The organism is Sorangiineae bacterium MSr11367, assembly GCA_037157805.1.
In the GTDB taxonomy this organism is placed as follows: domain Bacteria; phylum Myxococcota_A; class Polyangia; order Polyangiales; family Polyangiaceae; genus Pendulispora; species Pendulispora rubella.
Map to the genome: position 1 here is coordinate 3,409,860 of CP089983.1, position 11,955 is coordinate 3,421,814.

Below are 11,955 nucleotides of genomic sequence, written 5' to 3' on the forward strand. Positions count from 1 at the left end.
GAACCCATGATGGCCCGCGATGGTGGGCGTTTCGCAGGCCGAGATGGAGCCTCGGAGAATGAATTTTTCCAATTACAAATTCAAAAGTGAAATCTTCAAGCGCCAGCTCGCCGAAGCGCTCGAGCTGGCTGTCGGCCAAGAGGCTGCAAAGGTGAAGGCTCGAGCCGTTCTCGCCGTACTTTCGGCGCGCGACGTTCGTGTGAGCAGTGCCGTGCGGGCACGGATCCTATCGTGCCTCGATCTCGCCGTCCTCGACCGCTGGATTCATCGCGCGGCGACGGCATCCGACGCCGAAGACGTCCTGCACGAATAGCGTTCTCGCAGGATTCGTTCGACGTATTTGGAAATCAATCGACCCACAGATCGTCGTCGTGCCACGCGGAGGCCAGGTGAGAGCGATGCGGTTCGAGGATTTCGTGTCGTGCCTTTTCCGCGTAACGCTCGATGGATCGAATGGCGTAATCGCCGATATCGTCCGATAGATTCTCGATGGCCTCGGCGAGGAGCCGCGCGCGTTCGTCCTCATCGAGCTGCTTGAGGAGTTCTCGCAGCTGCACCTGGGTCGCTTGGGCTCGATGGTGGGCGGCAAGGGAGCGTGTGCGCGTACTGCCCGGGCCTATGGGGTGCCCTTCGGGGCCCCGCACCGCCAGCACCAAGGATTCTGCCGCGAGGACGATTTGTTCGACGCCGAACGGGTTCGTCTCAGGCGATAGGTCCCACAACTCCAAACCGATGAGCTCCGCCCGATCTTCGTCATCGACGGTGCCAAGCAGGGCACGCACGCGCGCGGAGAGATCGCGCGGACCGCGATGGCCGGCGTCCGTTTTCGGCAGAGCAGCTCCGAACACGTTTCGCATGGTGAGCGATTTTTACTTCCTCCCGCGACGCGTGAATAGGCTGTTTCGTGCGGTTGAGCGAAAACGTTGCATCGATGACATGGGCTCCGCTGCGATGGAAGCAGATGCGTAATGCCCGCAGCAGAAGCCGCACGCGCTATTTCCCACGGCGAACCGTCGCGCGGACGGCCTCCGGGAAGCCGGAGAATCCGTGCTCTCGTTCCTCAGCCATGTATTGGGCCAGGGTCTCGAGCGGTTCATCGCCCGGATCGTGCAGACGCACGGCCACGATGTGCCAAGGCCGGTAGACGAGGAGAAATTGACCATTCGAGCCATCGTGGTGAAAGCCGATGGGCTCTCCCCGGCGGACGTCGAACAATTTGGGGCTATCGGGAAGACCGCGCACGCGGAACAAGGACGACATCTCGTCGTTCGTGAGCAGGGCCGTCGCAGTCTCATAGTAGTTCGTCGCATTGTTGAAAATGCGCCCATCGAGCGGGGCGAGCTTGCTACTTGCCGTGAATCCCCATTGGCCAAAGGCTTCACGTGTCGCGGCCGACTGAACATACTCGAGCGACGTGTAGGCGACCCACCAGAGCAACCCTATTTCGCTGTCCGCGCGGGCAGGGGAGGTCGACTGCGCAATCCATGTCGAGGAGACGAGCTGTTGGCCGTTCCATCGCCCGCCATCGAGCATCAATTGGCCAAACTTCGCCAGATCGCGCGGGAACAATTTTAGGTCGGCAAATGCTTGCACGTTGCCCGCTTTGTCCTTGTCCCACGTGAAGTCGACGATACCCATGGGGGTGAAGAACTTCTCACGCATGTAGTCGTCTAGCGGCTTTCCTGCGGCGATTCGAACGATTCCCGAAAGAAGCTCCACCGCTTCGTTGTTGTAGGAGACACGCTTGCCCGGTTGTTCGACCACGGGCAATTGACGTGCATACGCGAGTCGGTCTGCTTGGTCGTAGAGTTTCCTCGCCGGGCCTTGATGTTCGAGCCCAGAGGTGTGCGTCATCACGTGACGGAGCGTGACGGAGGCTTTCCGCCCTTCGGCCCATTCCGGAAACCAGGTTGCAAGTGGAGCGTCGATGCTCGCAATCTTCTTTTCGTCGATGAGCGCGCCAATGGCGAGGGAGACGATGCCCTTGGTCACGGACATGGTGGCGATGGGGCGCGGGCGATGGCCAAAATAGCGTTCGACGACCACATGACCCTCTTTGATGAGAATGAGGGCATCCGAGCGTGACGCCTGCGCGGACGCGATCAACGCTGAAAGGGCATCGGAATCGAGTCCGAGCTCCGTGCCTTCGCCGCGTGGAAAGAAGGGCTCCGGTGCCTCGAACCGCGAAACGCGCTCCGCCGGCACGGCCGCGCCGGGAACATTCGAGGAATGTCGCTCCGAGCCGCCGCACGACGCGATGCTCAGGCATGAGGCGCCCGCCATCACCAACGCAAAGACCTTCCGAGGTACGAAAAGCAAAGCCATGCACCGGTTTTGAGGTCGTTCGAATCGAAAGCAAGGTCCGGAGTGTTTCCCGCGAGGAGGACCACCATGATTGTGCCCCATGCACATCCCGAGTGAACCTGCGATTCTCTATTTCGGTACGCCCGTGGTCTTGATCAGCACCGTCAACGAAGACGGCTCGTACAATCTTGCGCCCATGTCGTCGGCCTTTTGGCTCGGATGGCGCTGCGTGCTGGGGTTGGGGGCAGGCTCGAAGACGGCGCAGAACATGACCAGGACGCGCCAATGCGTGCTCAATTTGCCATCGGAGATGCAGGTCGCTGCGGTCAATCGATTGGCGCTCACCACGGGAATGAATCCGGTGCCGCCGTTCAAGGTCGCGCGCGGCTATCGGTACGAGCGCGCCAAGTTCGAATTGGCCGGGCTCACCCCGGTGCCGTCCGAGACGGTGGCGGCGCCGCGTGTGCACGAGTGCCCCGTGCAGCTCGAGGCGGTGGTCGCTGCCAAGCACGGCATTGGGGAAGACGATCCTGCGCTGTCCGGCCGGATTGTCACCTTCGAGGTGCGCGTCCAGCGCGTGCACCTCGAAACCTCGATTCTGATGGATGGAGACTCCCATCGCGTCGACCCCGACAAATGGCGGCCGCTCATCATGAGCTTTCAGAAATTCTACGGGCTCGCGGACGAGCAAGTGCACGCGTCGACGTTGAGCCAGATCCAGGAGTCGATGTACCGAAGCCCCGACGTCGACCGCGCCCGGTTGGCTCCGCATCCGTCGGCCTCGGTCCCGGACGGACCTCGACTTCGCGACGCGCGTGCCTAAAATGCTCGACGTGAAGGTTGAGGCTTTGGACCAAGGCGGGCGGGCCGCGCATCCGGATTTGCGCACCACCGTTCGCCGGTGCGGTCTGCATGCCGAGGTTCACACCCCCGCCACCGAGCGGCATCTGATCCTGCCGGACGCGTACATCGAGCTTCAGTTCTATACGGGGGCGTGCTGGTTCGAGGGGGCCGATGGCCAAGCGCGTGCGCTGCCGCCGGTGTTCGTGTTCGGAACGCGGACGGCGCCGGGGTGCCTCGTGGCGCGTGGCCTGACCCGGGTGGCCTCGGTGGCCATGCACCGATGGTGCGCCTCCCGCCTGCTGCGCATCGAAAATTTGCAAGGAATCTGCACGGACGTGGGGCCCGAGCTGCAGGAGCTCGGGCGGCGCGTGGTGCGTTTGCTCGACGAGGGCGGCGGCCCGGAAGCCCTGGCCCAGGTCGAAGCCTGGCTGCTCGCCCGCATGCCGAAGGGCGACGATGCGCAGGAGGCCGTGGACGCGGCGGGGCTCGAGCTCCACGAGTCCCGCGGGGCCGCCCGCATCGCCCCACTGGCTGCGGAGCTGGGCCTTTCCGTGCGCCAACTCGAGCGACGGTTCAAAGACGCCGCCGGCGTTTCGCCCAAGGCCATGGCGCGGTTGATTCGCTTTTCCGATGCCCAGGAGCGCATCGAGCTCGACCCCGGCACCAGCCTCGCCGCGCTGGCATGCGAGCTCGGGTATGCCGATCAAGCGCATTTCAATCGCGATTTTCGCGGGCTGGCCGGCCTAACACCGGGGCAGTTTGCCCAGGTGGTGCGGAGTTCTCGTCGCGCGCAGGCAAGCCCTGGCTGACACGCGCTGACGCCGTCGCATTTGTTCAATACCCGGTACGTGCCGCGACCTACGGTTTCGCGCAGCATGACCGAGGCTCCTTCGCCATCGCGCGCCCAAAGCGCGACCACCTGGTTCGTTCTCCATTCGACGGCATTCCTGAACGCGGCGGGCATGGGGCTGGCGATTCCCGTATTGCCTTTTCTCGCAGCGCATTATGCACTCGGGCCCGCTCGGGTTGCCAGCATCGTGGGGTGGCTGGAGACGTCGTACGCGCTCTGCGCCTTCCTCGCGGCACCGGTGCTCGGTGCGTTGAGCGATGCCGTGGGGCGCAGGCCCGTGCTCTTGGTGAGCATCGTCGGATCCGCCGTCGGGTATGCCCTTTTCGGATTTGCCTGGGCGCTGCCGCTCCTGTTCGCGAGCCGCATCGTCGACGGGCTCACGGCGGGGAACACGTCGGCGCTGTTGGCGTACGTCGGCGATCGCACCTCGGAGGAAGAGCGCGGGCGCGCATTCGGGCGCATGGGGGCCGTGGCCGGCGCAGGTTTCATCGTAGGGCCCGCACTCGGCGGGTTGGCCGTGCGGTTCGGTGGCTTGAAAGCCCCCTTCTTCTGCGCAGCCGCCGCGACGGCGCTCAATGCCCTCTTGGGCTTCTTCTTTCTGCCCGAGAGCCTACCCAAAGAGCGCCGCAAGCGCTCGATGCCCACGTGGAATCCATTCGGCCAGCTCGCGACGCTCTTTGCGTGGCGCCATGTTCGGCCCTTCTTGATCGTGCGGGTGCTTTTCATGGCTGCTTTCGCCTGCGTCATGACCTTTCCCCTTTTGGCCAAAGATGGCCTGGGGTGGGGCGCCGACAAGGTGAGCTTCGTGCTGATCTGCGTGGGGTTGGCCGATATCCTGGTGCAAGGTCTGCTGCTCGGATTTCTCGAGCGCGTGCTCGGTCCAACGCGGGTGCTCGCCCTCGGGCTGGGCCTCACCATGCTGGGCTTCGGTGGGTTCGTCGCCGTCGCTCGAACCACGAGCGCATCGAGCGCCTTGAGCGTTGCGAGCGGCGCATTCTTCCTCGCCGCCGTCGTGGCCTTGGCCTGCGGCGAGGGACTCTTCACCGCAACGTTGACCGCGTTTCTATCGCGCGCCGCAGGTTCCGATGCCCAAGGGCAGATTCAAGGCGGCAACCACGCTTTGCAGGAATTGACCGCCGTCGCCATGCCTCTGGCCGCCACCCAGCTTTATGCGCATTGTGGCCCGAGCGCGCCTTATCTTGCCGCGCTACTCCTCACGATGGCGTCCGCGCTGTTCTTGTTTCGTTGCGGCGTACGCGATCCCGAGGCATCGTCGGGCCATGCACTGGACGGATCTCCTCGATGAGCGGCGCAACGACGCTTGGGTCGGGTTGCAGGTGGCGACGTCCAAGGCCGAATGCCCGCGCCGCCCCGCGTTTCGGATGGAGGCTGGCGGCCCGCGGTTGATGCGCCTCGCATGCGGTGAGACCTCCCTGCTGTGGGCTCGCGTCGTACGGGGGGACTGGGGATATACGTACCTTCGTGCGTCGCCCCCGCACAGGGGCATGGGTGTCCTTCCACCCCTTCGATTCGACGACGCCCGCTCGAAGGCCGCCGTGCCCCGCTCGGACGATTGGTACAAAGCGTGGGCACGCTCGTTTGCCCACGAGTTGGCGCAAAGTCCGTGCAGTCCGCTCCAGGACGGGACCATGCTGCTGGCGCGCGCGGAATCCTGGCGGGACGACGGTAGCTGGGGGCCGGCCGGCGGCCGAGTTGCCGTGCCGCCGTTCAACTTCCTCGAGAGTGTGAACGAGGTTCTGCCCCACGATTTTGCGGACTGGCAGCTCGAACTGGCGCCGCTGCCCCTTCGTCCCTTGTCGGACCCGGCGAGCAGTCGGGTGAAAGCGTACCGCAAGAGCGCACGCGACGGTGTGCTGCCACCGGTGCTCGTGATGTGGATGAGCGGCTTGCAGCGTTATGTCATTTTGGACGGGCATGACCGCTTGCTGGCGTCGCTGCTCGAAAACGGCCTGCCAGCGTGCCTCGCACTTCTGCCTCTCACCGAATGTCCGGTTGCACCCGATCCCAAACGGGTGGCCGCTGTGGTGAACGCAGTCGAGCAGCACGTGGGAGCTCGCCGTCCCGGGCGGCGCGAGCTATCGGTCGACCAGGCCAATCGACTGCTCATAGGCATCCACGACGACCGCCCGTACCTTCGAATCATCACGCGCGCGTGGCCCCTCGAAGGTGGTCCGTTTCGCTGGTTTTCGGAAGTGCGTCGCGAGCTCGCGCATGTCCCCGACGCCGACGACGCGATGCTGCTCTAAGTGAAGAGAAGGAAGATGACGTACCACTCCAACGTGATGGTTCGTACTTCGGTCGCGAAACTCCATTCGAGGGCCGCGTACTCGTCGCACTTCGCTTCGATGGAACAGACGACGGCGACCATGGCGAGCGCGACGGATAGTCCCGCAATGACGTCTTTCACGCGGGCGAACGGCATGGCGATCTGCTCGGGTGATGTCCGATTATCAACTTGCGAGGGTCGCGTACTCGTTTCCACGTTGGGCTTCTCTCTCGTTCCGTTATTCGGCTCGAGCGCGCGTCGTGTTTCGTGAATTCGTTGCGACTGGACGAACGACCACGACAACGCTGCTAAACTCGGACGACTCATGGGGGAAATCATCGAACTATCCATCCCGAGTACGCTCGAGTCGCTCGATGCCGTCTCGCCCGTCATAGAAGATGCCGTGGCTCGGAGTGGATTCGACGACGTCGAAGCTGGACGAATCCAGCTCGCTATTTGGGAAGCCATCGTCAATGCGGTTCAACATGGGAATCGCAGCCGTGCAAACGAACCCGTCGAGCTGAAGTTCGTTATTGGCACGAAAAATATCGAAGTGACGATTCGCGATCACGGAATCGGATTCGTACCGGCGGCCTTGCCAGACCCTCGCGCCCCCGATAGGTTGCTGGAACCATCCAGCCGCGGAGTCTTCTTGATGCGGGCATATATGGATGAAGTCGAATACGCGACGCATCCATGTGGTGGCACGATCGTGCGGATGTCGAAAGGGGGATGAGTCGATGGCTCAACTGAACGTGCGAGAACGAAACGTGAACGATGTCACGATTGCGGATCTGGCCGGCAAAATCATGATTGGTGAGGGCGAGGTTCAATTGCGTGAGACGGTGCGGCACCTGCTACAGGCGGGAAAGAAGAACATCCTCTTGAACCTCGGAGACGTGTCTTTCATGGACAGTTCCGGGGTCGGAGAATTGGTGCATTCGTACACCACGACCACCAATCAAGGGGGCAAATTGAAGCTGATGAACCTGCCCATGAAGATTCGTGATCTTTTGACGATCACGGGGCTCATCAACGTCTTCGATGCGTACGACAGCGAGGACGAGGCCGTCCGCAGCTTCAACTGACGGTCACTGCGAGCGCGGTTTTCTCGGCGGAGGCGTCTCTTCTTCTTCGACCATGAAGCGCAAACGGTCGATCGCGCGATCCCAGGCCGCGGAGACGCTATCCAGGAATACGCGCGCCTCGTCGAGGCGCCGCGTTTCGATGAGGTAAAGGACCTCGCGGCCGCGCTTCTCGTGCGTGACCAGGCCGGCGCCTTCGAGTACCTGCAAGTGCTTCACGATGGCTTGGCGGGTTACCTTTTGGCCATTGGAAAGCACCGTAGCGGACGACGCGCCGTCGGCGCAGAGCTTGCGCACCAGGGAGATGCGGGTTTCGTCGCCGAGGGCGAAGAACACCTCGGCGACGGCACCTTCACGTGCTCTCGACATATTTCTTGATGTTCTCCGCTTGCCCGGCCCAGCCGCCGTCGTTCATCCGGAAGGCACGTTCGCGTCGATGCGCGGGCACCCGCTCGAAGCCCGATTCCACGATGGTGAGCGACGTGCCTTCGGCCACCTTTTCGAGCCGGAACTCGACGAGCGTCGTGGGTTCGCCTTTTGGATCGATCTCGGCATCGATGCCGTAGGGGATCCAGCGAAAGCTGAAGTAGTGCTCGGGTTCGATGCGTTCCACGGTGCAGAAGACCATGTCCTCGTCGGGCATTTTTACCTTCGACGGTGGCAGCCCGAGTTTCTTTTGATACGCGAGAATGGCCTCTTCCTTGAGGCCTGCATCGAATTTACCGCGGAGGCTTTTGCCCACCGCAAAGGCCCCATCGAGCTGGACACCGAACCAACGGCCGAACTCCTCCGCATTGGAAATCGCCCGCCAAACCCGGGACAGCGGCGCGCGCAACGTGACTTTTTTCTCGATTCGGTCGAACGAAGACATGTGCAACCTCCTGGTTGCAGTATCTAACTTCGCACGCCTCGATGTGCAACCCCTTGTTTGCAGGTCAGCCTCAGGACCTGATGGCTACCTCAAATGCCTGAGCCAGGAAGTCGCTTTTTGAGCCGGGCAGGGCGGGCCGGTGCGGTGGGCTCGCAGGACACGAGACCGGCGGCGGGGCTCGGCGGTTCCGGATTGGTGAGGTACACCACGACCACGATGGGGGCGGTTCGCGGCGGTTCCGTCGGGACTTGGGCGCACCCTCCTGCTGCGAGAGCGGCGACGGCGAGCAACCAGGGGGACGTACGCACATTCGAGACATCGGCCGCGGATGGCCAGGGGTTGCGCAAAAGAGCATCACACCACGACGACAGCCGGGCAGACGCGTGCGCTGGAGATGCCGCGATCGGCGCGTCCGAGGCGGAATCGGACGCGCCCGTGCAGCACGGTGCCGGAGGCCACGTCGCCATCGACGGGTTTTTCCCCCGGAAAGAGCGTGAAAGTCCATGTCGCGCGCGCGTTGCTGTCGGGCGGTTCGCTCCCCATCTGAAGGACGCGGGCACCCCAGACTTGACGGATCATCAGGGTGCGGGTGTCCACCCCATCCACGGTGAAGTCGGCGGCGGGGCGCGCGCGAATGGCGTCGTAGCTGCCGAGCGCAATGCCGGCTGCGCCCGCGATGGTGACGACCAGGGTCCAATCGCGCCCGGAGGCGATGCGCAATGGGCCGGCGGGCAGTCGAGGGTCGACGAAGTCCTTGGCGTCTTCGACTTGATCGCGTCGAATCGCCGCGTCGACGGCGCCGCGCGTATCGAGCTTTTTGGGATCGGGCACCAGGACCACGCCAATGTTGGCTTCATCGAGAAATCGCGCCCCGCGAAACCGCTCGTTCATGGCCAGTGTCGCGCGGTGGGCGCGGGCCCAATGCTCCGGCGTGAACGCCTTGGCCAAATAGGCCGGGGTGGGCGCCGGCAAATGAACCCGCTTCAGGCCGTCTCGAATGGATGCGCATTCGTTCCAGCCGGATGCTTCGAGTTGATGCACCTGCTCGCGGGCGAAGGCCTTGGCGCTCACTCGTCTCGTTCTAGCATGCGTCAATCGCGCTCGAGCGCGCGAAGAACGTGGCCGCCGGCGACGAATTCGAGTGAGGCGCGGATGTCGGGCGTGAGCGCGCGATCCTTGTCGAGGAATGCGACCTGTGTGCGAAACGCCGAGTGAAGCCTTCGCGTGGAACGGCCGAGGGGCAGGGAAGGATTCTTTCTCAGGCGCAGATCCACAGCCTGCGCGGCGTGAAGAAGCTCGAGCCCGAAAACGCCGGCCAGGCGTTCGCCGATGCGGCGCAAGCGATGCGCAATGAGCGGTGCGTTGGTCCCTTGGTCTTCGATGTCGCCCGCCACGGGAAGGAAATCGAGCGAAACCGGATTGGCCAACGTTCGAATGTCTGCGTCGAGCGCGCCGCACGGCTTTTGAATCGCGCCGAACGCGATGGCCGTGTCATCCGGTGCCAGAAACCGCGTGAGGCCGGTGAAATGGTTCATCGACAACTTGAGGGTGCGGTAGCAGCTCGCACGGGAAACATGCGCGAAGGCGACGTTCACCGCTTGCAGCGGCAGGGCCCAAGCCACCGGCTCGAAGTTCGCCGTGGGCACCACGGCCCCGCGCACGTCTCCTTCCACCACGTACGCGGCACGCTGGGCGGGCGGAGCCTCGGCGGGCGGTGTGACGTCGAGGATCACGGCGGGATTGTCGTCCGATTGATTGATCTGCAGTGTGAGCGACCGGCGAGCGACTTCGATCGCGGCGCGGGCGGCGCCGTGCAAATGACTCATATCGCGAAAGCTGAGGGGATCCTGAAGGGGGCGCGCCGGATCGGGCTGCCAGAGGTAGCTGCCGTCGAGGTAGCGTCGGATTCGCCCCGCCGCGGCGCTCTGCTCGGGATAGCCTTGCAGATCCTGCGCGATGGGCAGCATCGGTGCGACATTGCCGTTCAATCCCTCGAGGCTCAGCGCGTAAATCGCTTCGGCCGAATCGAGAAGCTGTTCGGCATCGTGCAAGGCCATCAGCGCGAGCGACGCCGAATGCGCATTCGAGCTGGTGATGGCCAGCGCATCCTTTGCGTACGGCTTGAGCGGCGAGAGGCCCTCCATGGTCAGCGCCCGCGATGCGGGCATGCGCTCTCCACGGTGAAGGACCTCGCCTTCGCCCATCATGGCCAGGCCGATGTGGGGCAATACCGTAATATCGGCCTCTCCCACGGAGCCAATCGAGGGAACCAAGGGGTGGATGTGGCGATTCAGGAATTCGATGTACATCTGCGCGACACTTCGCTGACAGCCAGTGTGGCCCGCCAGGATCGTATTCAGTCGAATGGCCATCAGGGCACGAACCGTGGATTCGGGCAGGTTGTCGCCCAAACCCGCCGAGTGAGCGCGCAGCAAGGCCGCGTTGAATCGCTCGGAAGCCTGCTTCGTCTCGGCCGAGAGCGCATCCCCTTGAAAGATGGTCTTATCTTTGTTTTCGCCGACCCCGCGGTTCAACCCATAGACGGGGATATCGTGCCGGGCGGCGGCCAGCAGCAATCGGTGCGCGCGATCGAGTCGGTCCATCAGGGCAGCTTCCGCGCGAACGGGCGCGCCCCCGCGGGCAATGTGCACGATCTGTTCGATGGTGACGTGCCCCATTCCCAAACGCACCGGTGTGGCGTCGCGGTACGGAAAATCACGCGGCTCGGGCCTCGATAGTGCCGATTTGAGCGGCGCCGCATGGGAAGCCGTTCTCACCTCCGGCGACGGCGGCGTTGCGGATGCACCGTTGGGCGAGCTCGGTACCTGCGGCGGCGTGCAGGCGACGGCGAAGATCAGACCCAGCGCGAGCGCGAAGATCGATGGTTTCATGGTTCCCCCGTTGTTTCTGGATACTACTGTGGAAGCTCCGGCCAAAGTTCGCGGTACATGCAGAAGGTGGACGACTCGGTGATCTTGCGGGTAGCGTCGGCACCGACCCGTTTGGCGAGATCGCTTTCGAAGTCCTCGAGCTCCTTCGTCTTGGCGAGGTAGTAGCGTTCGACCGGTGGCAACGTGCCCTCCTTGCGCCGCCCGGCGCGGGTTTCGGCGACCCGTCGAAAGACGCTCATGTCTTTTTGCGCGGCCATGTCGAGCAGCGATTCGCACGTCGATGCACCGATGCGCTCGGCGACCGTCGTCTCGACCCCGAGCCATTCGGCGCATTGCGTTCGCGTCGCCTCCCATGCGCGTGCGGCGGCCGCTTTGTACGCGTCGGCGACGGCCGTGGCATCGCTGGGGCCGAGGCCCACGGAATGCAATTCTTCCGGTGCGGGCATCCAATCGTCCGTCATGGCGCAGGGGCGGCTCAATTTGACGCGCCCCTCATCGGCCAGTGTTTTCCACTCGTCGGGGCTTGGGTCGAATCGATCCCCCGCGTACGGTGGCGGTGCCGCGGCCGTGGCGGCGGTGATCTCGGTGGAAGGGCCCATGCCGGGCGAGAACGGGGACTCGTGCGCGGCCAAACGCTCTTGGCAGCGCGCGAGGGAGTCGGCCACCCGCTGGTAGGCGTCTTCGCTGACGGCGCAGGTGTTGCTCTGGCCCGAGGCCGAGGGCTTGGCCGCGCCCGTTCGAGTCCATGCGCGATGGATCTCGTACGATGCGACGGTGAGGAGTACGCCCAATACGCCCGCGACGAGATGTGATTGCGCCATCGC

15 protein-coding genes are annotated in these 11,955 nt (G+C 63.9%); 7 read left to right on the forward strand and 8 right to left on the reverse strand.

Annotation, left to right across the window (positions count from 1 at the left end; all coding sequences use genetic code 11):
• The first annotated feature begins 58 nt into the window (after window positions 1-58).
• Window positions 59-313 (forward strand): hypothetical protein, encoded by a 255-nt coding sequence (locus LVJ94_13805; GenBank protein WXB08306.1) that lies wholly within the window; start codon window positions 59-61, stop codon window positions 311-313.
• Between the two features lie 34 nt (window positions 314-347).
• Here LVJ94_13805 and LVJ94_13810 read toward each other — a convergent pair whose 3' ends face one another.
• Both LVJ94_13810 and LVJ94_13815 read right to left on the reverse strand, forming a co-directional pair.
• The gene (locus LVJ94_13810) at window positions 348-857 is read right to left on the reverse strand and encodes a hypothetical protein (GenBank protein ID WXB08307.1); all 510 of its coding nucleotides are present in this window, start codon (window positions 855-857) and stop codon (window positions 348-350) included.
• 136 nt (window positions 858-993) lie between these two features.
• Complete coding sequence (locus LVJ94_13815) at window positions 994-2,325, reverse strand: beta-lactamase family protein (protein WXB08308.1); 1,332 nt, start codon at window positions 2,323-2,325, stop codon at window positions 994-996.
• Between the two features lie 79 nt (window positions 2,326-2,404).
• On the opposite strand from LVJ94_13815, the gene LVJ94_13820 reads away from it, so the two are divergent.
• The 4 genes from LVJ94_13820 (at window position 2,405) to LVJ94_13835 (ending at window position 6,264) form a co-directional block, all read left to right on the forward strand.
• Window positions 2,405-3,127, forward strand: a complete 723-nt coding sequence (locus LVJ94_13820) for a flavin reductase family protein (GenBank protein ID WXB08309.1) — start codon at window positions 2,405-2,407, stop codon at window positions 3,125-3,127.
• A 10-nt stretch (window positions 3,128-3,137) separates the two neighbouring features.
• The gene (locus LVJ94_13825; GenBank protein WXB08310.1) at window positions 3,138-3,956 is read left to right on the forward strand and encodes a helix-turn-helix domain-containing protein; all 819 of its coding nucleotides are present in this window, start codon (window positions 3,138-3,140) and stop codon (window positions 3,954-3,956) included.
• A 66-nt stretch (window positions 3,957-4,022) separates the two neighbouring features.
• Window positions 4,023-5,303: an MFS transporter gene (locus LVJ94_13830; GenBank protein ID WXB08311.1), complete on the forward strand. Its 1,281-nt coding sequence runs from the start codon at window positions 4,023-4,025 to the stop codon at window positions 5,301-5,303.
• A complete protein-coding gene (locus LVJ94_13835; GenBank protein WXB08312.1) occupies window positions 5,278-6,264 on the forward strand; it encodes a hypothetical protein in 987 nt (328 codons plus the stop codon). The genes LVJ94_13830 and LVJ94_13835 overlap by 26 nt, the downstream gene beginning before the upstream one ends.
• Here LVJ94_13835 and LVJ94_13840 read toward each other — a convergent pair.
• The gene (locus tag LVJ94_13840; GenBank protein WXB08313.1) at window positions 6,261-6,440 is read right to left on the reverse strand and encodes a hypothetical protein; all 180 of its coding nucleotides are present in this window, start codon (window positions 6,438-6,440) and stop codon (window positions 6,261-6,263) included. The genes LVJ94_13835 and LVJ94_13840 overlap by 4 nt on opposite strands.
• Before the next feature lie 169 nt (window positions 6,441-6,609).
• On the opposite strand from LVJ94_13840, the gene LVJ94_13845 reads away from it, so the two are divergent.
• Window positions 6,610-7,020: an ATP-binding protein gene (locus LVJ94_13845; protein WXB08314.1), complete on the forward strand. Its 411-nt coding sequence runs from the start codon at window positions 6,610-6,612 to the stop codon at window positions 7,018-7,020.
• Between the two features lie 4 nt (window positions 7,021-7,024).
• On the forward strand, window positions 7,025-7,372 hold the full coding sequence (locus tag LVJ94_13850; GenBank protein WXB08315.1) for an STAS domain-containing protein: 348 nt from the start codon (window positions 7,025-7,027) through the stop codon (window positions 7,370-7,372).
• A 3-nt stretch (window positions 7,373-7,375) separates the two neighbouring features.
• On the opposite strand, the gene LVJ94_13855 is transcribed toward LVJ94_13850, so the two are convergent.
• The 5 genes from LVJ94_13855 to LVJ94_13875 form a co-directional block, all read right to left on the reverse strand.
• Window positions 7,376-7,738: a metalloregulator ArsR/SmtB family transcription factor gene (locus tag LVJ94_13855; protein ID WXB08316.1), complete on the reverse strand. Its 363-nt coding sequence runs from the start codon at window positions 7,736-7,738 to the stop codon at window positions 7,376-7,378.
• Window positions 7,722-8,240: an SRPBCC family protein gene (locus LVJ94_13860; protein ID WXB08317.1), complete on the reverse strand. Its 519-nt coding sequence runs from the start codon at window positions 8,238-8,240 to the stop codon at window positions 7,722-7,724. Before LVJ94_13860 ends, LVJ94_13855 begins: the two co-directional genes overlap by 17 nt.
• 354 nt (window positions 8,241-8,594) lie before the next feature.
• Window positions 8,595-9,311: a hypothetical protein gene (locus tag LVJ94_13865; protein WXB08318.1), complete on the reverse strand. Its 717-nt coding sequence runs from the start codon at window positions 9,309-9,311 to the stop codon at window positions 8,595-8,597.
• Window positions 9,312-9,331: 20 nt separating this feature from the next.
• Entirely contained in the window at window positions 9,332-11,131 is a 1,800-nt protein-coding gene (locus LVJ94_13870; GenBank protein ID WXB08319.1) for an aromatic amino acid lyase, read from the reverse strand.
• Between the two features lie 23 nt (window positions 11,132-11,154).
• Window positions 11,155-11,952, reverse strand: a complete 798-nt coding sequence (locus LVJ94_13875) for a hypothetical protein (GenBank protein WXB08320.1) — start codon at window positions 11,950-11,952, stop codon at window positions 11,155-11,157.
• Between the last annotated feature and the right edge of the window lie 3 nt (window positions 11,953-11,955).

Bases quoted from the DNA above. Each gene is read 5' to 3' on its own strand.
- LVJ94_13830 (WXB08311.1), top strand. From the start codon at position 4,023: ATGACCGAGGCTCCTTCGCCATCGCGCGCCCAAAGCGCGACCACCTGG.
- LVJ94_13875 (WXB08320.1), bottom strand. From the start codon at position 11,952: ATGGCGCAATCACATCTCGTCGCGGGCGTATTGGGCGTACTCCTCACC.
- LVJ94_13815 (WXB08308.1), bottom strand. From the start codon at position 2,325: ATGGCTTTGCTTTTCGTACCTCGGAAGGTCTTTGCGTTGGTGATGGCG.
- LVJ94_13845 (WXB08314.1), top strand. From the start codon at position 6,610: ATGGGGGAAATCATCGAACTATCCATCCCGAGTACGCTCGAGTCGCTC.
- LVJ94_13840 (WXB08313.1), bottom strand. From the start codon at position 6,440: ATGCCGTTCGCCCGCGTGAAAGACGTCATTGCGGGACTATCCGTCGCG.
- LVJ94_13810 (WXB08307.1), bottom strand. From the start codon at position 857: ATGCGAAACGTGTTCGGAGCTGCTCTGCCGAAAACGGACGCCGGCCAT.
- LVJ94_13855 (WXB08316.1), bottom strand. From the start codon at position 7,738: ATGTCGAGAGCACGTGAAGGTGCCGTCGCCGAGGTGTTCTTCGCCCTC.
- LVJ94_13805 (WXB08306.1), top strand. From the start codon at position 59: ATGAATTTTTCCAATTACAAATTCAAAAGTGAAATCTTCAAGCGCCAG.
- LVJ94_13820 (WXB08309.1), top strand. From the start codon at position 2,405: ATGCACATCCCGAGTGAACCTGCGATTCTCTATTTCGGTACGCCCGTG.
- LVJ94_13850 (WXB08315.1), top strand. From the start codon at position 7,025: ATGGCTCAACTGAACGTGCGAGAACGAAACGTGAACGATGTCACGATT.
- LVJ94_13860 (WXB08317.1), bottom strand. From the start codon at position 8,240: ATGTCTTCGTTCGACCGAATCGAGAAAAAAGTCACGTTGCGCGCGCCG.
- LVJ94_13835 (WXB08312.1), top strand. From the start codon at position 5,278: ATGCACTGGACGGATCTCCTCGATGAGCGGCGCAACGACGCTTGGGTC.
- LVJ94_13870 (WXB08319.1), bottom strand. From the start codon at position 11,131: ATGAAACCATCGATCTTCGCGCTCGCGCTGGGTCTGATCTTCGCCGTC.